The 23,996-nt window shown below is 39.8% G+C and carries 26 protein-coding genes and 1 other annotated feature; of the genes, 20 read left to right on the top strand and 6 right to left on the bottom strand.

Annotated elements, in window-relative coordinates; genetic code table 11:
• Positions 1-383 precede the first annotated feature (383 nt).
• The 6 genes from ABVF21_RS10330 (at position 384) to tyrS (ending at position 5,910) form a co-directional block, all read left to right on the top strand.
• A complete protein-coding gene (locus tag ABVF21_RS10330; RefSeq protein WP_371018170.1) occupies positions 384-1,562 on the top strand; it encodes an MFS transporter in 1,179 nt (392 codons plus the stop codon).
• 369 nt (positions 1,563-1,931) lie between these two features.
• Positions 1,932-2,135 (top strand): helix-turn-helix transcriptional regulator, encoded by a 204-nt coding sequence (locus tag ABVF21_RS10325; RefSeq protein ID WP_371018169.1) that lies wholly within the window; start codon positions 1,932-1,934, stop codon positions 2,133-2,135.
• A gap of 2 nt (positions 2,136-2,137) precedes the next feature.
• Complete coding sequence (locus ABVF21_RS10320) at positions 2,138-2,512, top strand: permease (protein WP_303530366.1); 375 nt, start codon at positions 2,138-2,140, stop codon at positions 2,510-2,512.
• Between the two features lie 76 nt (positions 2,513-2,588).
• On the top strand, positions 2,589-2,939 hold the full coding sequence (locus ABVF21_RS10315) for a hypothetical protein (protein ID WP_194220377.1): 351 nt from the start codon (positions 2,589-2,591) through the stop codon (positions 2,937-2,939).
• Positions 2,940-3,315: 376 nt separating this feature from the next.
• Positions 3,316-4,251, top strand: a complete 936-nt coding sequence (gene hemH / locus ABVF21_RS10310) for a ferrochelatase (protein WP_371018168.1) — start codon at positions 3,316-3,318, stop codon at positions 4,249-4,251.
• Between the two features lie 130 nt (positions 4,252-4,381).
• Positions 4,382-4,605 (top strand) — a binding site (T-box leader).
• A 57-nt stretch (positions 4,606-4,662) separates the two neighbouring features.
• Entirely contained in the window at positions 4,663-5,910 is a 1,248-nt protein-coding gene (gene tyrS / locus ABVF21_RS10305; RefSeq protein WP_303530362.1) for a tyrosine--tRNA ligase, read from the top strand.
• 38 nt (positions 5,911-5,948) lie between these two features.
• On the opposite strand, the gene ABVF21_RS10300 is transcribed toward tyrS, so the two are convergent.
• The gene (locus ABVF21_RS10300; protein ID WP_303530360.1) at positions 5,949-6,704 is read right to left on the bottom strand and encodes a FixH family protein; all 756 of its coding nucleotides are present in this window, start codon (positions 6,702-6,704) and stop codon (positions 5,949-5,951) included.
• Positions 6,705-6,944: 240 nt separating this feature from the next.
• Positions 6,945-7,751: a GNAT family N-acetyltransferase gene (locus tag ABVF21_RS10295; RefSeq protein WP_303530358.1), complete on the bottom strand. Its 807-nt coding sequence runs from the start codon at positions 7,749-7,751 to the stop codon at positions 6,945-6,947.
• A 124-nt stretch (positions 7,752-7,875) separates the two neighbouring features.
• On the opposite strand from ABVF21_RS10295, the gene ABVF21_RS10290 reads away from it, so the two are divergent.
• Positions 7,876-8,547 (top strand): HAD family hydrolase, encoded by a 672-nt coding sequence (locus tag ABVF21_RS10290; protein WP_371018167.1) that lies wholly within the window; start codon positions 7,876-7,878, stop codon positions 8,545-8,547.
• 4 nt (positions 8,548-8,551) lie between these two features.
• On the opposite strand, the gene ABVF21_RS10285 is transcribed toward ABVF21_RS10290, so the two are convergent.
• On the bottom strand, positions 8,552-9,079 hold the full coding sequence (locus ABVF21_RS10285; RefSeq protein WP_371018166.1) for an isochorismatase family protein: 528 nt from the start codon (positions 9,077-9,079) through the stop codon (positions 8,552-8,554).
• Positions 9,080-9,254: 175 nt separating this feature from the next.
• On the opposite strand from ABVF21_RS10285, the gene ABVF21_RS10280 reads away from it, so the two are divergent.
• Positions 9,255-9,674, top strand: a complete 420-nt coding sequence (locus tag ABVF21_RS10280; RefSeq protein ID WP_303530354.1) for an organic hydroperoxide resistance protein — start codon at positions 9,255-9,257, stop codon at positions 9,672-9,674.
• Positions 9,675-9,754: 80 nt separating this feature from the next.
• Here ABVF21_RS10280 and ABVF21_RS10275 read toward each other — a convergent pair whose 3' ends face one another.
• Positions 9,755-10,594, bottom strand: a complete 840-nt coding sequence (locus ABVF21_RS10275; RefSeq protein ID WP_371018165.1) for a transporter substrate-binding domain-containing protein — start codon at positions 10,592-10,594, stop codon at positions 9,755-9,757.
• A gap of 248 nt (positions 10,595-10,842) precedes the next feature.
• Between ABVF21_RS10275 and ABVF21_RS10270 the strand changes: the two genes are divergently transcribed.
• The 3 genes from ABVF21_RS10270 (at position 10,843) to ABVF21_RS10260 (ending at position 13,356) form a co-directional block, all read left to right on the top strand.
• Complete coding sequence (locus ABVF21_RS10270; protein ID WP_303530352.1) at positions 10,843-11,076, top strand: hypothetical protein; 234 nt, start codon at positions 10,843-10,845, stop codon at positions 11,074-11,076.
• Positions 11,077-11,274: 198 nt separating this feature from the next.
• A complete protein-coding gene (locus tag ABVF21_RS10265; RefSeq protein WP_303530350.1) occupies positions 11,275-12,864 on the top strand; it encodes a BCCT family transporter in 1,590 nt (529 codons plus the stop codon).
• 138 nt (positions 12,865-13,002) lie between these two features.
• The gene (locus ABVF21_RS10260; RefSeq protein ID WP_303530348.1) at positions 13,003-13,356 is read left to right on the top strand and encodes a hypothetical protein; all 354 of its coding nucleotides are present in this window, start codon (positions 13,003-13,005) and stop codon (positions 13,354-13,356) included.
• An 83-nt stretch (positions 13,357-13,439) separates the two neighbouring features.
• On the opposite strand, the gene ABVF21_RS10255 is transcribed toward ABVF21_RS10260, so the two are convergent.
• Positions 13,440-14,249 (bottom strand): ZIP family metal transporter, encoded by an 810-nt coding sequence (locus ABVF21_RS10255; RefSeq protein ID WP_303530347.1) that lies wholly within the window; start codon positions 14,247-14,249, stop codon positions 13,440-13,442.
• A 180-nt stretch (positions 14,250-14,429) separates the two neighbouring features.
• Positions 14,430-15,002: a thioredoxin family protein gene (locus ABVF21_RS10250; protein WP_303530346.1), complete on the bottom strand. Its 573-nt coding sequence runs from the start codon at positions 15,000-15,002 to the stop codon at positions 14,430-14,432.
• 153 nt (positions 15,003-15,155) lie between these two features.
• Between ABVF21_RS10250 and ABVF21_RS10245 the strand changes: the two genes are divergently transcribed.
• The 9 genes from ABVF21_RS10245 to rbsB all read left to right on the top strand — a co-directional run bounded on the left by ABVF21_RS10245 (position 15,156) and on the right by rbsB (position 23,915).
• Positions 15,156-15,713 carry a tyrosine-type recombinase/integrase gene (locus ABVF21_RS10245; protein ID WP_303530344.1) on the top strand — a complete coding sequence of 186 codons (558 nt, stop codon included), beginning with the start codon at positions 15,156-15,158 and terminating at the stop codon, positions 15,711-15,713.
• Between the two features lie 15 nt (positions 15,714-15,728).
• Positions 15,729-17,201 (top strand): potassium/proton antiporter, encoded by a 1,473-nt coding sequence (locus ABVF21_RS10240; protein WP_303530342.1) that lies wholly within the window; start codon positions 15,729-15,731, stop codon positions 17,199-17,201.
• A gap of 163 nt (positions 17,202-17,364) precedes the next feature.
• On the top strand, positions 17,365-18,189 hold the full coding sequence (gene nei / locus ABVF21_RS10235) for an endonuclease VIII (RefSeq protein WP_303530341.1): 825 nt from the start codon (positions 17,365-17,367) through the stop codon (positions 18,187-18,189).
• A 79-nt stretch (positions 18,190-18,268) separates the two neighbouring features.
• Positions 18,269-19,258, top strand: coding sequence for a LacI family DNA-binding transcriptional regulator (locus ABVF21_RS10230; protein WP_303530340.1), 990 nt, complete (start codon positions 18,269-18,271; stop codon positions 19,256-19,258).
• On the top strand, positions 19,251-20,141 hold the full coding sequence (gene rbsK / locus ABVF21_RS10225) for a ribokinase (protein ID WP_303530339.1): 891 nt from the start codon (positions 19,251-19,253) through the stop codon (positions 20,139-20,141). Before ABVF21_RS10230 ends, rbsK begins: the two co-directional genes overlap by 8 nt.
• Entirely contained in the window at positions 20,138-20,530 is a 393-nt protein-coding gene (gene rbsD / locus ABVF21_RS10220; protein WP_303530338.1) for a D-ribose pyranase, read from the top strand. Before rbsK ends, rbsD begins: the two co-directional genes overlap by 4 nt.
• A 14-nt stretch (positions 20,531-20,544) precedes the next feature.
• Positions 20,545-22,035 carry a sugar ABC transporter ATP-binding protein gene (locus tag ABVF21_RS10215; RefSeq protein ID WP_371018163.1) on the top strand — a complete coding sequence of 497 codons (1,491 nt, stop codon included), beginning with the start codon at positions 20,545-20,547 and terminating at the stop codon, positions 22,033-22,035.
• Entirely contained in the window at positions 22,028-22,981 is a 954-nt protein-coding gene (gene rbsC, locus ABVF21_RS10210) for a ribose ABC transporter permease RbsC (protein ID WP_303530334.1), read from the top strand. Before ABVF21_RS10215 ends, rbsC begins: the two co-directional genes overlap by 8 nt.
• A gap of 10 nt (positions 22,982-22,991) precedes the next feature.
• Positions 22,992-23,915: a ribose ABC transporter substrate-binding protein RbsB gene (rbsB, locus tag ABVF21_RS10205; RefSeq protein WP_303530332.1), complete on the top strand. Its 924-nt coding sequence runs from the start codon at positions 22,992-22,994 to the stop codon at positions 23,913-23,915.
• Positions 23,916-23,996 lie beyond the last annotated feature (81 nt).

Below are 23,996 nucleotides of genomic sequence, written 5' to 3'. Positions count from 1 at the left end.
AACAAATATTTACGATAGCATTCCTCAAGATGGCATTCAACTCGCAACAATCAATTTACGAAATCTTTAAACCAATCCGAAAATGTATCATTATTTCTTTCCCTAAAAAGAGTATCACTACACCTTTTAGTTTGCATGAAACGCTTCATAAAAACAATTAATTAATTTAGAAAATTCAAAACGATCGTTTTAGGTATATGGTAAAATGATAAAAAACGCTATTAAACGAATTACCTCATCATAACGCCTACTATTTTTTTCATTCGTACTAGCAACTGTTATCTGGACATTAAAAGACACTGAAGAATAGGAGTGATTTTCCCTATGTAAACTGACTACCCTTTAGTTCTTTTGTAAGACCAAAATAAAAAGGGGTAGTTATGATGAGATTACGTTCATTTCGTTTCTTGTGGATTGGGCAGGGGTTTGCCAACATGGGAGATGTTTTATATATTGTTGCGCTAATAGCTGTTCTTTATCAATCAACAGGTTCAGTACTTTATCTTTCCCTGTTACCATTTACTATAACGATCGCTCGATTTATGAGTGGAATGTGTGCACCGCTAGTTTTGAACCGCTTTTCGTTAAAAGGATTACTAGTCGGATCACAAAGTATAAAGACGGGGTTGTTGGGGATGCTTGGCTTGTCTTTATGGCTTTTTGATCCTTCAATACTGATTATTTTAGTTCTTGTTTTTATCATCGCGTTTCTTGATGGGTGGGCCGCTCCTGCTCGAAATGCCATGCTACCTCAACTCGTTACAGAGGATGAGCTTGCGAAAGCGAATAGTTTTGTAGCGGTTGTTGATCAGTCCATTCAATTCGGCGGTTGGGCACTTGGTGGTATTCTTGTAGCAGCAACGTCAGGCTCCTTCGTTATATGGGTTACCTTTGTGTTGTACGTGATATCCACACTGATGATGGGATTAATTGTTGTGAGGGATTACAGAGAAAGGAAGACGAAAATTCATATGATGAGCGGATGGAGGTTGATTTGGAAGCATCCTGTTCTGCGTATCTTTCACGTTATGATTTTTATTGAAGCGATAGCAAATGTCGTTTGGATTGCTGCTATCCTTTATATTTTTGTTGAAGAAGTTCTTATGAAATCAGAAGCGTGGTGGGGATATCTTAATGCGAGTTTTTTTATCGGCTTGATAGCAGGTGGAATGGCTGTATCCAAATACACGAATTGGTTTGAACGTTATATGAAAGAAACCCTTCTTGCCACGTGCTTCGCGATTAGTATCACAACGTTTGTTTTTGGGTTAATAAGTGTTCCTGTGATTGCACTTCTGTTAACTGTGCTCTCAGGAATGGTGGAACAAATAAAATCAATTGCGATGGTGACATTTATCCAAAAGAAATGCCCGAAAGATTCACTTCCTGAAGTTTTTAGCGCTCAAAGCGCTTTGATATCCATTACTTTTGGTCTTGGCTCTTTGCTATACGGTTTTCTTGCTGAGACGATTAGTGTTCCATTTGTTTTTGCTTTATCAGGAATTTTACTATTAGCATCGGCTTTTTACTTAATGAAGAGCATGCACTTCTTAACAGAATAATAAGGTAGAGCCCCTTTGCTAGCAAAGGGGCAGTTTAAGTTGGTTATGGCTTTTTGTCCTTATTTCCCGTTACATTAATGGCGGGTGTATTGTTGCCAAGGTAACTTGTGGATTGAGCTGGCTCTTCGCCGTAGAAGTCTTCATTGATCTTTTCATCAACATTGACAGGTGCTTGTCCTTTGGAGAATGAATCGTTTATCTTGTTGTTTGTTTGGTCTCTCTCGTCATTTTTTTACATCCTGATTTCGTTAGGATCTTTCTATCAAGTGTTGTTACAAGAGGATTTTAATTCATCATGATGTAAAGTGAGCTATACGTAAAGTTCACTTTACCTTATAATGGAAGATGAGAAGTGAGGAGGCTTTTTAGTTGAAAAATGTACTCCGTGAGAAAAGAACAGAAAAGGGATATTCCCAGGATCGCCTAGCAGAAATACTTGGCGTATCAAGGCAAACGATTATTCCAATTGAGAAAGGTAAGTACAATCCATCTCTACCGCTCGCACTTGAAATGGCGAGGTTGTTTGGAACGATTGTGGAGGAGATTTTTTATTTGGATTCTGAGGAGGATTAGAAGTGGCAATGAATAAAACGTATATCGGATTCGGCGTCTTTTTTGCGTTGAATGCTTTATTACTGATTAGTGTTGGCCTTAGCACAGGAAATGAGCCTATTCCTGTCAGTTATATGATGGTTGGCATGTCTATTATGACCTTTTGCTTAAGCTATCTTCAGCCGCAGTTTAAGGCACGGGACGAGCGAAGTCGAATGATTCGAGAGAAGGGGATGTTTTATTCGTACTTTGCTGTACTAGGTTATATCATGGTGTTTCTTTTTCTTCTACAATTCAACATAGTGAACATTAGCTCAGTAACAGTGCTGAGTGCATTAGCCGCCATGCTGATTAGCACAGTCTTTGTTTCCATGGTGATCGTCGCTAAAAGACATTAATTTTTATCACAATGATTAAAGATGGCAAGAATCGGGAAACCCCTTTTGTGAGATCATAAAAAGGAGTTGGATTGACATGAGTAAATCATTACAAGCTTATTTTACAACAGAGAACGATGCAGAGAGTGCAAAAGCTGATTTGCAGGCTTATTCGGTAAGTCAATTGTCAGTTGAACATATTCCAGAAGATCAAAAGCTTAGTATCGATACACCAGTTCAGGGACAGGGAACAGCTACCCCGGCTGGAGCGAATAACGATTTGTTTTTCTCTAATGAAACGCCAACAGGCAAGCAAGAAGAAAATGCTGATCCATCTGAGCAGGCGGACAGAGAGTTTCGCTATGTGTTAGCTTTTAATACAGAAGAGCAAGACGATACGGATCTGCGTGAAGTTGTATCGAAGCATAATGGCGCAATGGAAAAATAGATAAATTGGAAAAAGCTGCGCAAAATGATGCGCAGCTTTTTTTATGGGTGAAGCGGGGGTAACGCACCTGCCACCCGCTTGATTACCGGGTTATTCAACCACAGTATGAAATCTGAAAATGGTGGATAGGATGAAATAGAAGTGGAGGAAGAGAAAGACAGAACGCTTAATGTTCGCTATACTGTGATAGGAAGCGCATCGGAAGTGGCAAAATACATAAAGGTTTGCTTCAATAGGACTGACACAAAACGTTACGAATTTATAGTCAGATTCCTTTGATTCAGGGGAGAAAAAAAGGTATACTGATACCTAGATGATAATGATTATAAAAAGATAGTTTATTTAATTAATCACTGTATGAGAGGGGAACACATTCATGGCTAAGAAGACAATGGGATTACTTGTAATGGCGTATGGAACGCCTTATAAAGAAGAGGATATTGAACGTTATTACACACATATTAGAAGAGGCCGCAAGCCATCTGACGAGCAGTTAAAAGATCTTCAGGACCGTTACAAAGCAATCGGTGGAATATCACCACTTGCCAAAATTACGGAAGATCAGGCGAGAGGGCTTGAAGCTCACCTTAATGAAATTCAAGATGAAATTGAGTTTAAGCTTTATATCGGATTAAAGCATATCGAACCTTTTGTAGAAGATGCGGTACAGCAAATGCACAATGATGGTATTGAAGAAGCTGTTAGTATTGTGCTGGCGCCTCACTTCTCTACATTTAGTATCAAATCTTATAATGGACGAGCAAAAGAAGAAGCTGGAAAGCTAGGTGGTCCAGTTATTCATTCTGTTGAGAGCTGGTATGATGAGCCTAAATTTATCTCTTATTGGGCGAAGCGTATTAAAGAGATATTTGAGGGAATGGCAGACCAAGAACGCGAGAAATCAGTCCTAATCGTTTCCGCTCACAGTTTACCTGAAAAAATCATTGCTAATGGAGATCCTTATCCAGATCAATTGAAAGAAACGGCAGATCTTATCGTAGCAGAGTCAGGTGTGAAGAACGTGGCGATTGGTTGGCAAAGTGAAGGGAACACTCCAGATCCATGGATTGGCCCAGACGTACAGGATTTAACAAGAGATCTTTATGAAAAACAAGGTTTTACATCGTTTGTTTATGCTCCAGTTGGATTCGTAGCCGATCACTTGGAAGTATTATTTGATAACGACTATGAATGTAAAGTTGTAACAGATGAAATCGGTGCAAATTATTATCGACCAGAGATGCCAAACGCACAGGAAGAATTCATTGATATTCTTTCAACTGTCGTGTTAAAAGAATTGAATAAACAATAATGAAAAAGAACGCAGCCTTGCAAGGCTGCGTTCTTTTTTTGTGAGAAATTCCTAACTGCTCTTGAAGAAACAAATTGACAACTAGCGTAAAAGAAGATAAAGTAATGAGAAATTCATGCATCGTAAATAACAATAGGCTAGGAAGAGGAAGCAGTAGCGTGTTAGGACGAGTAGTGTCAGAGAACCAGTGGTTGGTGTGAACTGGTACAGTCTAACCGTGAATTACCCCTCAGAGCCTTCTTGATGAACAGAGTGATCTAATTAGTCAGGAACGGGAAAACCGTTATCGTATTCGAGCCGGAAGAAGTTATTTCTTCAATCAGGGTGGTATCGCGTGTAAGCCACGTCCCTACTATATAGAGAGGGACGTGGCTTTTTATATGAAATTTAATAATTAGGAGGTCGACAGGAATGAACTCAATCATGGATCAATTAACAGATGAACAAAGAAAGGAAATGGAAAGGCAATATGCGGTTTATACACATGGAACGAGTCAAGTCATTCCTGGAGATGAACTTAAGCATAAAATAGCCACTTCGATTATTAAGAATCAGCCAATTAAAGTGAAATTGGGTCTTGATCCTTCTGCGCCAGATGTCCATATTGGTCACACCGTTGTGTTAAATAAGTTAAGGCAGTTTCAAGAAAATGGCCATATCATCCAACTCATTATTGGAGACTTTACAGGTAAAATTGGTGATCCTACTGGAAAATCAACAGCAAGAGTGCAGCTTACGGATGAAGAGGTGAAACGAAATGCTGGAACTTATCTTGAGCAGTTTGGTAAGGTTCTTGATCAAAGCAAAGTGGAGCTCCACTACAATGCGGCGTGGCTATCTGAACTAAAGTTTGAAGACGTTATTGAACTCGCTGGAAAAATAACGGTTGCTCGTTTACTTGAGCGCGATGATTTTGAAAACCGAATGAAGGCGAATAAGCCTGTTTCGCTTCATGAGTTCTTTTACCCTTTAATGCAGGGCTATGATTCTGTTCATCTTGAAAGTGATATTGAGCTCGGTGGAAATGATCAGTATTTCAACGTTTTAATGGGGCGTCACCTTCAAGAGCAGTTTGGAAAAGAGAAGCAAGTTGTCTTAATGATGCCTCTTCTAGAAGGATTAGACGGGGTTGAAAAAATGTCTAAATCCAAAGGGAATTACATTGGAATTACAGAGAAGCCATCAGAGATGTATGGAAAAGCGATGTCGATTCCTGATGAGCTGGTCGTCAAATATACCGAATTAATCACGGATCTATCTCTAGAGGAAAAGCTTGCGCTTCGAAAAGAAATTGAACAAGAAGAAATCCATCCAAGAACAGCTAAAATGAATCTAGCTAAGACGATCGTTCGCATGTTTCATGGACAAAATGCTTCTGAAAAAGCAGAAGTGGAGTTTCAACAAATCTTTCAGCAAAAGCAGCTTCCAACCGATATTGAGGAAGTCATATGGGATGGAGATCGAATGGTAACTGTGCCAACATTGATCGCTAAACTAGGCATGCTACCTTCAACAAGTGAAGCTAGACGAATGGTGAAGAATGGCGGTATTAAGCTAAATGAGGTAAAAGTAACAGAAGTGAATGAGGAAATTGAAGTGAAAAATGGATTGGTCATTCAAGTGGGCAAAAGAAAATTCAAGAAAATAAAACTAGCATAGTAAAAATCCTCCCCCTCGAATAGAGGGAGAGGATTTTATTATTCTGTAATGGTGACACTTTCTTCGGTATGTTCATGAAGACCTTCATCGTTCTCTACATGGATGGTAAAGGTGTAGTCACCAGCTTCTTTAAAAGAAGTCACTCCTTCGTATTCGCCATCCTTCATTTCTTCAGCGTCAACCCACTCAGCTTTTTCTTCATCTACTTTCGAAATTTCAAAGCGAACGTCAGCGCCAGTTAAAGCTTCTTCGTCTTTTTGAAGATGTACCATGAACGAAACATCTTCATTCGCTTTCATCTCTTCGGGCTTCATAAGATGGATGGATACGTCGCTTTCGTGTTCGTGCGCGTGTTCATCAGTTTCAGAAGCAGCTTCTTCTTCAGAACCGACCATAATTTCATTTTTCGGCATCGTATGTAGATCACGAGCTGTCACGTGAGATTGAACGAAGTATTTACCAGCATCGTCGAGTTCCTTTTCAGCAGTATAAACGCCTTCACCATCATGAGAAGCTTCGATCATTTCACTATCTTCTTTAGAGCCTTCTTTCCATACTTCAAACATAACTTCGTCAGCATCGTCTACCTTTTCATCACCCTGAGTAACAGTGGCGGAAAATGTAATTTCTTCCCCTTTTTCTGCTTTTTCAGGAGTATCTAGTGCAACATCAAGCGTTTCGACCTGAGATTCCTCTGCCGTCGAGGCGTTAGACTCATTAGCATTATCCTGTCCGCACGCTGCTAGCACCATAGAAATGCTAAGGATAGATACCCATGATCCGATTTTTTTCATAACATTTTTTCTTCCCTTCATTCCTTACGTCCATTTCTGAATAAACAGTATGGCCATTTCAGTAATCTTGTAAACCTTATTCCACACTTCAATAGTAAGAAAGTTCTGATCTAATCTCAAGGTTAATTCGCGAATAGTTGTGTCAAGCTGACGACAAAAGAGATTGATAGAGGTGTTATACGATTGAATTTAAAAGAGACAATAAAAAAACGATCCTTATTGAAGCAAGGATCGCAGAGATTAAACAAGAGCTTCTTTTGTTTCAAAATGAATCATCATCCATTTCTCAATATCTTGAAAGCCTATTCGCTTGTAAATGTTTCCGGCCTCTGGATTATCATAGAAAAGACATAGGACTTTTCCTTCTTTAAGGACATCATAACAAAGCTTACTTGTACATTTTGAAGCATAGCCTTTTCGTTTATAATTTGGCAATGTACAAACACCAACGATCATCGCTGATTGAGAATTTTCTGCTGCGGTAGAAGCTGCTGATACAGGCTTCCCATCTTCCTCAATAAAGTATGTTCTCGATACTCCTTTTTCCTGATTTCGTCGCTTTTCTTCTACGGTTTCTGATGAGTCAAACTCACCAATTTGTTCATGAAGAGAATGGATGTGACTTAGGTCAAGCGATGAAGCGACCTGTACATTGCTGTTGTTATCGAGGGCAAGTTCGTTAGTACTCTCGCATTTCGCATAGAACAATTCACGACTTGAACGAAAAGAATGGGAAACAAAGGGTTGTATTTGACTTGTGACCCGTTTAATTCCTGACATCATAAGGAAATCGCTGTCTTCTGAAATCACTTCTGCAAAACCTTTTGCGTCAAAATCCTCAGGTGCAAACGGAATATAGTTTTTTTCATATTTTAATAAAACAGCTCGCAATGTACCATTCTCTAAGAAATCACCCCACAGCTTCTGGAAAGGTTGATCATATCCATAAGCTTCGATATCTCCTAAAATGAACAAGTTCTCTGCGGCGTGTGGTGTTAATAAGGAGAGGCATTGAAGATGATCGTTTTCAGTTAATCTTCTAATCAATTGACATTTCCCCCTTTTCTAATTCTAACATCCAATTTTACATAAAATTTTACAAAAGTAAATAGATTATGAAAATTTATGCTAATCTAGAAATGATACAAAAATTGGAAAGGAAATGAGGCAATTGATAAAAGGCATTCTTTTTGATTTTGATGAAACCCTTATGAATAGAAAACACTCAGTGGATGCCTTTGTACATGACCAATATAAACGCTATCTCACATCTTTAGTAGACGTAGAGGAAGAACAGTTTTGCTCACGTTTCATTGCTTTAGATAACAATGGGTATACGTGGAAAGATCGCGTTTACGAACAGCTAGTAGATGAATATGAGCTAACGATATCTTCAGAAGCGCTTCTAGAGGATTATATTTGTTCTTTTCACCTTCATTGTAAACCTTTCAATGGTTTGATCGAAATGCTAGATAGCTTAAAAACCAGTGGATATTTACTAGGTTTAATCACTAATGGAAAAACAGAATTTCAGTATAGAAATATCGGCGCTCTGGGAATCAAAAACTATTTTGATGTCATCCTTATTTCAGAACAAGAGGGCGTCAAAAAACCTGAGAAAGTGATTTTCCAGCGTGCACTTGAGCGGCTTGATTTAAATGCTTCTCAAACCGTCTTTATTGGGGATCATGAGATAAATGATGTAAAGGGGGCTAGTGACGCTGGAATGAAAACAATATGGAAGAAACGGTTTAATACATCCAAAGAGTTAGGAGACGCCTCGATTCAATCGTTACTAGAAATTCCACAAGTGATGAATGAGTGGAAGCGATTAGGTATGTAGAATTTCAGCGTAATCTATCAACAAATTGATCTGTTGAGATCGTATTTGCAAACCATTGAAGTGTCTGGTTATGATGGTGAATGATTTTTTTAGCGTTTAGTAGAGACGTATCCCAAGTACTGTGAGCATCTTCAATTAAACTGATAGAAAATCCTTTATTATAGGCGCTCCTACATGTTGAATCCACACATAATTCTGTTTGAATACCAGATATAACTAAATGATTGATGTTTTTGGAATAGAGTTTTTCTTCCAGGCGAGTGAGATGAAAGGCATCTGGTGTGGTTTTGTAAATTACTTCATCATCCCTTTCGATGGTGAAAAAGGGGTGAAGCTGCCAATCAACCGTGTTCCGCTTTAGGTGCTTTCCAATTGTTTCATGCTGAATATAGTAAACTGGTATGCGTTCTGATTTGGCGGAGGCGGTGATTTTCTTTAAGTTGTATAGTAGCCTGGCATCTTGGTAGACGGAAGACCCTCGGTGAAACATTCCATTTTGGACATCAATGAGAAGCAGAGCAGTAGAGTTCAATCATATTCCCCCTTAAATAAACGAACAAACGTTCTTATGCTATCATACTCCGTATTTGAACGAAAATCAACCGAAATATGGAATGAAAGCATGCTTTTGTAAAAGTAGGACGTTTAAAAGGGAGGAGAAACGGGGACATTTTAGTTGTATGCAAATTAGAAGGAGCTGATATTCAATGAGTAATGTAATGTTTACTTCACAAGCAACTGCAGAAGGCGGACGTAATGGACAAGTTAAATCTTCGGACGGTTTAATTGACTTAAATCTTGTTATGCCAACAGAGAAATCAAGCGAAACTGGCTCAAACCCTGAGCAACTGTTTGCTGCTGCTTATGCGGCTTGTTATGATGGTGCATTAAATCTTGTGGCATCTAAGAAGAAGATGGATATTGATTCCAAAATCACAGCAGATGTTAGCTTATTGAAAGATGAAGCTGACAATGGCTTCAAAATCGGCGCAGCTTTAAATGTAGAAATTAAAGGTGTAAGCCAAGAAGATGCTGAAATGCTCGCAGAAGAAGCTCACAAAGTATGCCCTTACTCCAAGGCAACGCGAGGCAACATTGATGTAGAAATTAATGCAAAAGCTGTGTAATATATGAAAGCCGTTCTCCAACAGAGGAGAACGGCTTTTTTCTTATCTAAAATCTGTTTTTAAACTATAAGAGAAGTAAGTTATTTCTGGAATTCTATATCTTCTGGGAGTTCTGTTACATCAGCCCCGTTAAAGAACGTCTTTGATAGATCACGAATCGTTCCATCTTCAAGCATCTCTTCAATTACTTCATTCACTTCAGTAATAAGCTTTTCGTTTTCCTTATTCATCAAAAGCCCGCCTTCACTTGGCATATATTGAATATTAGGATGAATGGTAAGATCAAGTTCAGGAAATGCCGCTAGAGCCAATCGCTGCAAGTAAACATCATTTAAAATGACGTCGGTTCTTCCATTGTCAACATCGCGAAGGTATTGCTCATTTGTCGCATTATCATAGATTACTTCTTCAGCGCCTTTTTCCTTTGCGAGTTTCATGAAGTTCGTTGTAGCTGCACCGGCTGCTTTCTTTCCTTCTAAATCGTCAATTGATTTAATACCGGATAGATCATCCGCACGAACGATAGCTGTGCCGTAAGAATGTTTGTAAGGCGTAGAAAGAGCGAATTTTTCTTTGCGCTCTTCTGTAATGCCGATATCATTAGCAGCCATATCAACTTTCCCTGTTTGAACAGCTGTCAGCATTCCATCAAAGCCCATTTCAACAAATTCCACTTCCAAATCCAAACGGTTGGCCAGTTCTTTCACGATTTCTACATCAAATCCGGTTAAATCGTTTGTTTCTTGCTCGTGATAAGATGTTGGATAAAGTGTACCAGAAGTCGCTATTTTAATTGACTCAGCATCTTGGATCTCTTCCCAAGCTGTTTTCTTTTCTTCTTCAAGATGACTATTGTTGCACGCTGCTAAAACTGAAACGGCTATCAAAACGAGCAACAGTAAAAAACGATTCGATTTCATGAGCATGTCCCCCTTTTTTAAATCAGAACATTACCATAGCAAAGTATCTTCCGCTTAAGCAAACCATTTGTCCTAAATATTTCTAGTTATAAAACTGATGAGAGGCACTACCGTATAGGTTTGGATGAGGAGGATGATTCGGGTGAGACGTAATACCCAGTTTAGTTTATAGAATAGGGGGTAACTGAACCTTAATTAAATTTTTTTGGAAGTAATGTCTTAAATTCATTAACGGAAGGGGATTAGCTGTGAAACATTCTGTGGGGACTTTTACGCATCGGTATTCCGTTGTGCAACATCAAACACAGGTTGCGATTCAACATTCGAAACGATTATCTAAGAAGAAGATAGATATTCGGAAGCTTTCTCAAATGACTGGTTTTTCTGAAGAACAAATTCTAGAATCGATGGAGTTCAGTGACCCAAATGTAAAAGTTTCTCGTCCAACTCTTCCGAAGCAAACTCTTTATTTGGACGTTTAATAGAAGAGCACATAAATGATGTTTGATTGAAATCGACTGCTCAAGTCGATTTTTTTGTTTGGTAAAAAATTGGTGGAAAAAGGATGAATCTGGTTAGTTTGAATTTTATAAGGGTAAATGATAATGTAGTCAGACTAGTGAAAAAATGATTGGAGTAAGTCGAATTTGATTTTGCTACCAATCTGAAAGGAGAGATCTATGAAAGAAAAGGAAAGTCAAAGAAAGAACCCGGTCTTTTGGGTGTCGGGGATAGTTGTATTGTTACTGGTGATTTGGGGAGCTGTGGTACCTAAGTCATTTGCATCCGTAGCAAGTTCCGTGTACTCGTTTACAACGAATGCATTTGGCTGGTTTTACTTAATAGCGGTTATTTTCTTCGTAGTTTTTTGTTTCTATTTAGCTATTAGTAAATACGGTAAAATTCGCTTAGGTCCTGATGATGAGAAACCTCAATATCCATTCTTCACCTGGATTGGTATGCTGTTTAGTGCTGGATTTGGAGTTGGTCTTGTTTTCTGGGGTGTCGCAGAGCCAATGACGCATTTCGCTAATCCACCAGCAGGTTTTGGTGTTGAAGGAGAGACAGAGCAGGCAGCAAAGCTTGCTATGCGCTATTCTTTTTTCCATTGGGGAATTCATCAGTGGTCGGTCTTTACAGTTGTCGGACTTGTGATGGCTTATTTTCAATATAGAAAAGGTCGTAAAAGCCTAATCAGTGAAACGATTTCAAGTAAGTCTAAATCAGGAAGTAATGCTTCGTGGAAGAAGATTATTAACATTCTTGCGGTCATTGCAACGGTGATGGGTGTAGCCACCTCACTTGGATTTGGTATTCTGCAAATCAATGGTGGGCTGGATTATATGTACGGACTTCCACAAAATGCGATTGTTCAAATTAGCATTACAGCCATTCTTTTCGTATTGTATATGGCATCTTCAACAACAGGATTAAACAAAGGTATCAAGTACTTAAGTAATTTAAATTTGGCTTTAGCTCTTATCTTAATGCTATTCGTTCTTTTTCTTGGACCAACTGTTTTTATACTTGAGAGCTTTACATTAGCATTAGGTGGGTATATTCAGAAGTTTATTGAGATGAGTTTCTTTATGACTCCTTATCAAGGTGGAACATGGGTGAAAGAATGGACCGTGTTTTATTGGGCATGGGTCATTGCGTGGTCGCCATTTATTGGAGCTTTCGTTGCTCGTGTCTCTAAAGGACGTTCCATTCGCGAAATGATTTTTGGGGTGCTGATTGTCCCCCCATTTATTGCTATGGTGTGGATAGCTGTATTTGGAGGAGCAGCTTTCCATCTCGATCTATTTCAAGGAACAGCGATTGCCGATGCTGTTAATGAGGATGTGACAAGTGCATTATTCGTGACGCTTGAACAATTTCCGTTAACTCAAGTGTTATCGACGCTATCTATCTTTTTGATTTGCGTCTTTCTTGTTACTTCTGCGGACTCGGCTACTTTTGTTCTCGGTATGATGACCTCTGACGGTGATTTGAATCCTTCTTTATTTTCAAAGCTTGTTTGGGGAACGCTAATTGCTGCTATTTCAGCAGTATTGATTATTAGTAGTGGTCTTCAGGGACTTCAAACAGCTTCGCTTGTTGCTGCGTTACCGTTTACAGTGATCTTGATTATCATGTGTGTTAATCTGTTTAAATCATTACGTAATGAAGCGAAAGAAGCAGAAGGAAAAAGAGAAAAAACGTTACTAAAAAAATTAGCCGAAGCTTCTAAAGAGAAAAAAGAAAATCGTCAAAAACAATCTTCTTAAACTCTGATTTCCTCAGAAAGTAAAAAGTAACTATATCCATGTTGCCTATGTTTCTTGTAGACTAAGGGTGTGTGTGCCTAGTTTCGAGGTAGACTAAGGCTCCTACGTCACGAACTTGTGAACGAAAGAGGATTGAGAATGTCGGATATTTTATGGATTTTGTATCTTGGAGTACTTGGAGCACCAGCGATCGGGTTTTTGTTAAAAGGAAAGTATAAGACCGCTTCAATGAAGATAGACTTTCTCGTGTCAGCAACAACTTGGACAGGGTTATTTGGATATGTTACTGAAATAAGCATAGGACCAGCGCTATTATGGAAATTTGTTTTTTTCCTTGGTTTACTTTGGGATCTTCTATTTGTACTCTACTTTGATCAAAGTGATGAAGCGATCGAGGGAATGAGTGAGAAAACAGTAAAGATGACAACCGTTATCTTTTCGATCATAATGCTTATTCCTCTCTATTATGGACTATTTCGCTACGCATTTTGAATTGCTGTGCTAAAACCAGAAACATCTACTAAAGGTATTAGAAAAGGCGCGTCATCCTATTAAGGATGATGCGCCTTTCTTTCTTAACCTAGTGCTACGTCAAGGACCATCATGACTGAAAAACCAATCATTAATGAGATAGATGCGATCTGCACATTCCCTTTTTCTTGTGAGCCAGGGATGATTTCTTTTGCTACTACGAAAATCATTGCTCCAGCAGCAAAGCTTAGTGCATACGGTAGTAAAGGTTGAATGTAGATAACTGCTAAGGCGCCCACTACGGCAGCAATTGGCTCAACAATTCCTGATAGCTGTCCGTAGAAAAAGCTCTTGGCTCTGGACATGCCGTCACCTCGAAGTGGAACAGCAACAGCGGTTCCTTCAGGGATATTTTGTATCCCAATACCGATTGCAAGCGCAATGGCGCCAGCAAGTGTGGAGGTTGAAAATTCTGCAGCCACAGCTCCGAACGCTACACCAATAGCTAGACCTTCTGGAATATTGTGCATTGTAATGGAGAAAACAAGCATCGCTGTGCGGTGTTTTGCTTTTTTATCTTTAATTTCTTTAAAGTATAAATCCTCATTAATGTGAGGCAAGAGGCGATCTACGAGAAGAAGGAAAAAACCTCCTAATAGAAAACCAACAACTGCAGGAATATAGCCTGGTACTCCTTGTTGTTCAGCCATTTCAATTCCGGGACTGAGAAGGGACCAAAAACTTGCAGCGATCATAACTCCGCCTGCGAATGCGAGCATACCATCAAAGACTTTCTGATTGACGGTTCTAGTAAAGAATACAAAAGATGCCCCAAGTGCTGTGGCGCCCCATGTAAATAACGTAAATAAGAATGCCTGTGTTACAGGGCTTAATCCAACAATCCAATCACCCATGAGTAAACTCTCCTTCTAAGAATCTATCTATTATTTCCTATCGTCATATTTTTTGCCTTCAGGAAAAATCTATACCCTCAAGTCTAATGCGACTGGTGTCAACTGTCAACATTAGTGAATTGTATAGAGCATTTTGTAATGGCATGAAAAAAACCCGGCATTTGCCGGGCTTTAGAGTTATTATTTTGTGACAGTTACCGATTGACTCAGCATTGCGAGCATATCATCCTTTATATGTGTCCACATGTCATGATCAGTCGTAAAACGTTCAGTCGTTTCGCTTATAAATGAAAGAAAGGCCTTTTTAAAGTTCGGATCTCCTTTTGGAGGAAGGGCCTGTTTGGCTTGGTCCACATATGCTTGAACTTCAGGAGCACGTGGTCCCCATCTTCCAACTTCATTACCCTCTGAATTAATTAATACGATGATTGGAATCGATCTCGCTGTTCCATTCGTTAAATAGAGATCCATCAATTCAAGATAGTTATCGCGGATAAAATATTTGCATTCTATTAAGGCCTCATTAGCCATTCTCATGAAAATAGGAAGGTTTACCATCGCATCACCGCACCAGTCAGCTGTTATCACAAGGGCACGAAGTTTCTCAGATTGAAGAGAATGAAGAAATTCAAAATTGGATTTTTCGAGCTCGAAATGGTTGTAGATGGTTAATAGATCATCTTTGTGCTCGTCCATACTATGAATGTATTGTTGCATCGTCATACCCTGGTCAAACCAATTTGTTAGATTCATTGAGATCCCTCCTTTATTCCTACACAGTTATTATACTACGAAAGAGACACGAATTCCTTTTTTTACAGTGGAGCTTTCTTTAAAAGAAGCATATCAATAGTGACATAACCTATGCTGTGATACAATTGAGTCACATTAAAGGATGTGATAAGAGTGAATGCCGTCGAAGCTATTCAAAATACAAAACAGATCTATCATTTAAAAGAAGCGTTAATAAATCGATCAAAACGAGATTATTTGCTTTTCATACTCAGTATTAATACCGGTATTCGTTTAACACCTCTTTTACATCTCACTCTTCATGATGTTATGGACAATGAGTCTTTCAAAGATTATCTTGAATCCTCTATCACCGAAACAACAGACATTTATATTAATACTGAAGTGAAGCGGGCGCTTACACGCTACATGGATAATCAATCTCAAAAGACAAACTATTATCTATTTCATACGAAAAAAGACCCGACACACCCCATTACAAGACAGCAAGTTCATAGAATCTTATCTCAAGCTGGGAAAGAGGCGGGCTTAGATCAACCGATTAGCTTCCATAGTTTAAGGAAAACATTTGGTTATCATGCCTTTCAACAGGGAGTTGCTGTGTCATTAATTCAGAAGATATATGGCCATGCAACTAGAAGTGAAACATTAAAATATATTGGTATAAATTCTGCTCAGATTCCGAAACTGAAAATTGATGTTCATTTATAGAAGGGAGGGAAATCGATGGAGACGAATATAGTCATTTTATTTAGCGCCATCTTTTTAATTGGCGGAGTTTTCATGGCGAAGTTTTCTTCTCGCTTAGGCGTACCGGCACTCGTATTATTTATTATCGTTGGAATGATATTTGGTAGCGACGGACTGGGGTATATTTATTTTGATAACGCGTCACTCACGCAGTCACTTGGGATATTAGCACTCGTACTCATTCTATTTGATGGTGGTTTGCAAACCGAATGGCGTCGTACAAAGGCTGTTCTTCCCATTTCATTATCATTGGCAACAGTAGGGGTTCTTGTGACTTCAGGCTTATTTGGTGTAGCTGCCAAAATGATTCTGGATGTTAATTGGAATGAAGCGCTGCTGCTAGGTGCGATTGTAGGCTCAACAGATGCTGCCGCCGTTTTTGCCGTATTGAAGGGGAAAAACATTAAGCGGAAACTACAATCTACGCTCGAAGCTGAATCGGGTTCGAATGATCCGATGGCGATGTTTCTAACACTTGCTTTATTACAACTTGCCATCGGAGAGAAAACATTTGGTGCATCCGTGATTCTTTCATTTTTCTGGCAAATGGGAGCTGGACTCTTATTAGGCGTGCTGTTTGGATATTTAGCATCATGGGCAATGAAGAAAGTCGAGTTGGGATCGAACGGTTTATATCCTGTTCTTTCGATTGCCATTGCCTTAATTACATACAGTGCGACAGATTTGATTAACGCAAGCGGTCTGCTTGCCGTTTATGCTGCTGCCCTTGTACTTGGTAATACGAAAAGCCTTCCGTATGGGCAAGCGATTTTCCGGTTTCATGATGGGATCGCATGGATGATGCAAATATTGATGTTTATTATGCTAGGTCTCCTTGTAAATCCTTCTGAATTATTTTCAACTTGGATTGTATTAAAAGGATTAGCTCTTTCTCTCATCTTGATTTTTATTGCTCGTCCGATTGCCGTATTTCTTTCAAGTCTTCCGTTTAAATTTACAATTAAAGAAAAAAGCTTCCTTGCTTGGGCGGGATTAAGAGGGGCTGTACCCATTGTGTTAGCAACCTTCCCACTACTTGAAGGGTTAGAAAATAGCCAGCTTTTCTTTAATCTCATATTCTTTATTGTCCTTACATCAGCTCTTGTTCAAGGGGCAACCATTCCATTTGTGGGAAAAAAGTTAGGTTTAACAGGTCCTGAGGTACATGTGCCTTCTCATTCTCTAGAACTGGTTTCATCGACAACGGTAAATGCAGAAATGATTCCCTATACGATTACTTCTTCTTCTAAATTGATTGGAGAAGAACTATCAGATATATCCTTCCCGGATAAAGTGCTCGTTAGTGCGATTATTCGAAGAGATGAGCTGATTGCGCCATCTGGAGATACTAAAATCAAAGTCAACGATGTGCTTTATATTCTCGTGGAGAATCAAAAGAAATCAGAGTTAGAAAAAGTATTAGGGATCAGAAAGACCATTGGTGGATAAAAAAACTAAACGGCTGAAGGGGTTCTCCATTGGAGAGCCCCTTCAGCCGTTTAGTTTATAGAAGGAAGGGGAAAATTTTTATCATTGAAGGATTTTGTTCCTAAACCATCCCTCTTTAAATCAAATGAAAAAATCTACGAATTCAGAAAGAAGGTCATAGATTATGCCTGAAGGTCCAGAAATTAGAAGAGCTGCAGATCAGGTGGAAAAAGCATTAATGAAAGGACGCGTGATGGAGGTTTTCTTTGCATTCGAACAGCTGAAGGGCTATGAATCCTTATTAAGTGGAGCGGAAGTAAAGAGGGTCGATACGAAAGGAAAGGCAATGCTTATTCGTTTCGATAACGGCTATACAATATATTCCCATAACCAGCTATATGGAAAATGGGTGATCCGTAATGCCTACAACTATCCAAAAACAAATCGGCAGCTTCGCTTAGCGCTACATAATGAGAAGAAGTCAGCTTTGCTTTATAGTGCATCGGATATTGAAGTTCTACGCGATGAAGAAGTGCCTCTTCATCCATTTATAGCAAAAGTTGGACCGGATTTGCTTAGTGAGGAAGTAAGCGCTGAACAATTGAAGGAACGATTTGAATCAAAGGAGTTTCGTAGAAAAAAGTGGATATCGTTATTATTAGATCAATCATTTATAGGTGGAATTGGTAACTATTTAAGAAGTGAAATTCTCTTTCTTGCAGGAATTCATCCTGATTTACGTCCAATGGACTGCACAGATCAGCAATTAGAAAAAGCTGCTGAGGCAACGATCACTCTTGTTGAACGGTCATATAGGCATAACGGGATTACAAACGATATTGATCTTGCTATGAAGTTAAAAGAAAAAGGACAGACGCGTTCGAAATACAGGCACTGGGTCTTTAATCGTGAAGGAGAGCCGTGCCGAAATGATGGAACAGAGATTCAAAAAATCAAAGCGGGATCAAGAAGATTATACTTCTGTCCTACGTGTCAGTCGAAAATATAAGAAAAAAAACTTGCAAGCGGATTCATGCTTGTGGTAAATTATCTGTAACCGGTTACACAATGTTGAAGGAGTGAAGCAAATGGCTACAATTCGAGATGTAGCAGAGCAAGCAGGCGTATCTGTTGCTACCGTCTCTCGTGTATTAAACGATAATGGTTACGTTGGTGCAGATACGAGAAAACGCGTGATGGATGCAATCAAAAGCTTGAACTACAGTCCAAATGAAGTAGCGCGCTCACTCTTTAAACGAGAATCACGACTAATCGGACTGCTTCTACCAGATATTACGAATCCTTTTTTCCCTCAGCTAGCGCGGGGTATAGAGGATGAAGTTAATCGAGCAGGATTTAGGTTATTACTTGGAAATAGCGATGAAGAAGCAACGAAAGAGTTGGATTACATTCAAACCTTTTTACAAAATCAAGTTGTTGGCATGATTTCAGCAACAAACAATACAGACAATGAGAATTATACAAATCTTGATCTACCTGTCGTCTTTCTAGATCGTGTGTCAACACAACATCCATCTGTTTATGCTGATGGAATCGAAGGAGGGCGGCTTGCAGCGAGAGCACTAGTTGAGAGAGGCTCGAAAAGAATTACTCTTATTAAAGGGCCTGCACATGTAAAGCCTGCGATGGATCGATTTCAAGGAGCACTTGCAGAATTAAGTGAAGCGGAAGTTGATTTCTCTGTTCTCTCGACAACGTCTTATGCATTTGATGATGCGGGCACATGGGCTGAAGAGCTTTTTGCAAAACATCCAGATACGGACGGAGTGATCGCAAGTAATGATATTGTTGCCATTGCGATTTTGCATGAAGCTCTTCGTCTCGGAAGAAGCATACCTGACGACTTACAATTGATTGGTTACGATGATATTCCATTCAGTAGCCTGTCCTATCCGTCATTATCAACGATCAGGCAGCCTGCATACGAAATGGGAAAAGAAGCAGCAAAGTTACTTTTGCGAATGATCCGCAAAGAAAAAGAAATTGATCAAACGATTCAATTACCAGTGACATTAATAGAACGAAATACGACAAGAAAGGTTGATCCAAATGCGTAAAGCTAAAATAGCCGTCATCGGAAGCTCATCTATGGATCTAGTAGTTACTTCTAAGAAACGTCCAGGAGCGGGAGAAACGGTATTAGGAGAATCATTCAAAACTGTTCCAGGTGGGAAAGGGGCTAACCAGGCCGTTGCTGCAGCACGTCTTGGTGCAGAAGTTTATATGATTGGCTGTGTAGGAGATGACCATTACGGTGAGGCAATCTTAAATAACTTTAAGAAGAATGGTGTTAAAACGGACTATGTGGAACCGGTTACAGGAGTCGAGAGTGGAACAGCTCATATCATTCTTGCAGAAGGTGATAACAGTATTGTTGTTGTCAAAGGAGCGAATGATCATATTACCCCTTCATATATCACTAAAGCAGCTAAGCTCATTGATAGCTGTGATCTAGTGATGATACAGCAAGAAATACCTGAAGAAACGGTGGAATATGTGGCAGAGCTATGTGAGGAAAAGCAAGTTCCGTTGCTACTTAATCCAGCACCTGCAAGGGAAATCTCACAAAAAGTGATTGACGGTGCAACCTATATCACACCTAACGAACATGAAGCGGACGTTCTTTTTAATGGTCAGCCTCTTAGTGAATCGTTACGTACTTATCCTGGAAAAGTGTTCATTACGGAAGGGGCAGCTGGCGTACGCTATTTCAATGGAAAAGAAGAGGTTCTAGTTCCTTCCTTTAAAGTGAAAGCTGTTGATACGACAGGGGCAGGGGATACGTTCAACGCAGCGTTTGGTACAGCGATCGCAGAAGGCAAGGATTTGACAGAAAGCATTACGTTTGGCAATCGTGCTGCTTCTCTATCAGTTACTAGTTTTGGAGCACAGGGTGGCATGCCTACCCGTGAAGAAGTTGAAAGGAAGCTATCAGAATGAAACGAAGAGGAATGTTAAATAGTCATATTTCGAAAGTACTTGCAGATCTTGGGCATACAGATCAGATTGTCATTGCAGATGCTGGTCTCCCGGTACCTGCCGGTGTGAAGAAAATCGATCTGGCCTTAAAACCAGGGATGCCTGCTTTTACTGACGTTGTGAACGAACTTCTTAATGAAATGGTTGTTGAACGTGTCACGCTTGCTAAAGAAATAGAAGGCAATCAGAAGGTATATCATTGGCTAAAAGGTAAGCTTCAAGATACAGAACAAGATTATGTGGATCATGAAGTATTTAAGGAGAAGACGAAGCAAGCAAAAGTTGTCATCCGAACAGGCGAGACAACGCCATATGCCAACTGTATTCTTCATTCAGGGGTAATCTTTTAAACGAGGTGAGCAGCATGCAAATTAGCATGAAGGAAATTCATAAAGCATTTGGCGCAAATAAAGTACTTGAAGGTGTGAACATTGACATCCAGGATGCCGAAGTTCATGCGCTCATGGGAGAGAATGGAGCAGGGAAGTCGACGCTCATGAACATTCTTACAGGACTTCATAAGAAAGACAGCGGAACAATCGTGATAGATGGACAAGAACGCGTTTTTGATAACCCGAAAGAAGCAGAAGAAAACGGTGTCGCTTTTATTCATCAAGAACTGAACATTTGGCCAGAGTTAACGGTGTTGGAGAACTTATTCATCAATAAGGAACCGGTTACATCTTTTGGACTCATTCATACGAAAAAAATGAAAGCGATTGCGAATGAGCAATTTAAGAAGTTAGCGATTTCGATTCCTCTTCAGCAGGAAGCTGGGAAATGCTCGGTTGGGCAACAGCAAATGATTGAAATTGCCAAAGCGTTAATGACAGATGCAAAAGTAATTATTATGGATGAGCCGACTGCAGCGTTAACAGAACGCGAAATACAAACGTTGTTCCAGGTTATTCGGTCTCTAAAGAAAAGCGGTGTTTCCATCGTCTACATTTCTCACAGAATGGAAGAGATTTTCACCATTTGTGACAGCATTACGGTTATGCGAGATGGAAAAACAGTCGATACAAAGCCTATTTCAGAAACGAGCTTTGACGAGGTAGTTCGCAAAATGGTAGGACGAGAATTAACGGATCGTTTCCCTGAACGGTCACCTGAGCTAGGAGAAACGATGTTGGAAGTAAAGGGTTTATCCAGAAAAGGTGTGTTTGAGAATGTTAGTTTCTCAGTAAGATCAGGGGAAATTGTTGGTGTATCTGGACTAATGGGTGCAGGAAGAACGGAAATCATGCGTACCATTTTTGGACTGGATGGGAAATACACTGGTGACATTCTACTGAATGGAAAACCAGTTGTTATTAAAAGTCCTCACCAGGCTGTTCAGTTGGGGCTAGGTTTTATTACGGAGGATCGGAAAGAAGAAGGTCTTGTGCTCGATTTCTCGCTAAAAGATAACATTGCTTTACCAAGCCTCTATAGCTTCGCACCAAAAGGGTTAATCAATGAGAAAAGTGAAGAAGATTTTGTTGAGCTGTTGATTAAACGACTAACGATTAAGACGGATTCAGCTAAAACAAGCGCCAAAAACCTTTCTGGAGGTAACCAGCAAAAAGTAGTTATTGCGAAATGGATTGGTATCGGTCCAAAAGTCCTCATTCTTGATGAACCAACACGAGGTGTTGACGTCGGGGCCAAACGAGAAATCTATCAGTTAATGAATGAGTTAACTGATAGAGGAGTAGCGATTATCATGGTTTCCTCAGAGTTACCTGAAGTGCTCGGAATGAGCGATCGCATTCTTGTTTTCCGTGAAGGTCATATGACAGGCGAAGTATCAAAAGAAGAAGCAACGCAAGAGAAAATAATGACGCTGGCAACAGGAGGTCAGGAAGATGAATAATGCGCTAAAAACAAACCATGTTGGGAATATCATGCAGAAACTTGGACCGCTATTAGGTTTACTCGTTTTAGTTGTAACCGTTTCCATCATGAACCCGAGTTTTTTAGAACCACTGAACCTATTGAATTTACTTAGACAAGTAGCGATCAATGCTTTAATTGCTTATGGTATGACGTTTGTTATTTTAACAGGTGGGATTGATTTATCTGTTGGTTCGATTCTAGCGCTATCAAGTGCGCTTATGGCAGGGATGATGGTATCCGGAATTGATCCGATTCTAGCTATTCTCATTGGTTCATTGCTTGGTGCTTTAATGGGTATGGTTAACGGACTATTGATTACAAAGGGAAAGATGGCACCATTTATTGCAACGCTTGCAACGATGACGATGTTCAGAGGGTTAACGCTAGTGTACACGGATGGAAATCCGATTACAGGTCTTGGCGATAGCTATGCTTTCCAACTTTTTGGAAGAGGTTATTTCCTCGGTATTCCGGTTCCAGCGATTACGATGCTGTTTTCTTTCGCCGTGCTTTGGATTATCCTTCATAAAACACCATTTGGAAGAAAAACTTATGCCATTGGTGGTAATGAGAAAGCTGCCCTTATTTCAGGCATTAAAGTCGATAAAATTAAAGTGATGATCTACTCACTTGCAGGTTTATTGTCAGCTCTTGCGGGGGCGATTCTAACGTCTAGATTGAATTCGGCACAACCGACGGCAGGTACATCTTATGAGCTTGATGCTATTGCGGCCGTAGTGCTAGGGGGGACAAGCCTTTCCGGAGGACGAGGATTAATTGTTGGTACGTTAATCGGTGCCTTAATTATCGGTACGTTAAACAATGGTTTAAATCTACTTGGAGTATCTTCATTCTTCCAGATGGTTGTTAAGGGTATTGTTATTATCATTGCTGTGCTAATTGATCGTAAAAAAGCAGCTTAGGAGGATTACTATGAAAAAGCTATTGCCACTTCTGCTTAGTTTGTCACTGCTTGTGCTTGGAGCGTGTTCGCTTCAGCCACCTGAATGGGCCAAACCGAGTCAGGAAACGGATATAGAAGATATTAAAATTGGTTTATCTGTTTCAACGTTAAATAATCCATTTTTCGTTTCGATGAAAGATGGTGTCGAAGCAGAAGCAAAGGAAAATGGAATGGATGTTGTTGTTGTCGATGCGCAAAATGATGCGGCAAAACAGATTAACGATGTAGAAGACCTTATTCAACAAGGAGTCGACGTTCTATTAATTAATCCAACTGACTCAGCTGCGATTTCAACAGCTGTACAATCAGCGAATAGCCTCGGTATTCCCGTCGTTACTCTTGATCGCTCAGCTGAAAAAGGTGATGTGGCGACTCTAGTATCCTCTGATAATGAAAAAGGAGGAGAGATGGCTGGAGAGTTTCTTGTTGAACAACTGGGTGAAGGCGCTAAAGTAGCTGAGCTTGAAGGTGTACCGGGTGCTTCCGCTACTCGTGAACGTGGTCAAGGATTCCATAATATTGCGGATGAAAAGCTTGATGTTGTGGCAAAACAAACAGCGAACTTCGATCGTACGGAAGGGTTAAATACGATGGAAAACTTGCTTCAGGGTAATCCGGATATTAAAGCCGTTTTTGCTCATAACGATGAGATGGCGTTAGGCGCTATTCAGGCAATTCAAAGTTCAGGTAAAGATGTTCTAGTTGTTGGATTTGATGGAAACGAAGATGCGATTAATAGCATTAAAGATGGGAAGCTATCTGCAACAGTGGCACAGCAACCTGAAGAGATCGGTTCCCTTGCTGTTCAGGCTGGCGTCGACGTACTAAAAGGAAACGAAGTAGACGAGACGAGACCAGTGCCTTTGAAACTTGTTACAGAAGAGACAGAATAACAGTTAACGCTCCCACTAGTGGGGGCGTTATTCTGTTTAAAAGGAAATGTGAGACGAGAGTCGAAATTGTTTATAGTAGAA

It is taken from the genome of Pseudalkalibacillus sp. JSM 102089, assembly GCF_041366475.1.
Lineage (GTDB): Bacteria > Bacillota > Bacilli > Bacillales > Guptibacillaceae > Guptibacillus > Guptibacillus hwajinpoensis_B.
Note: the sequence above shows the minus strand (reverse complement) of the source record. Positions and strands in the feature narration are given on the sequence as shown.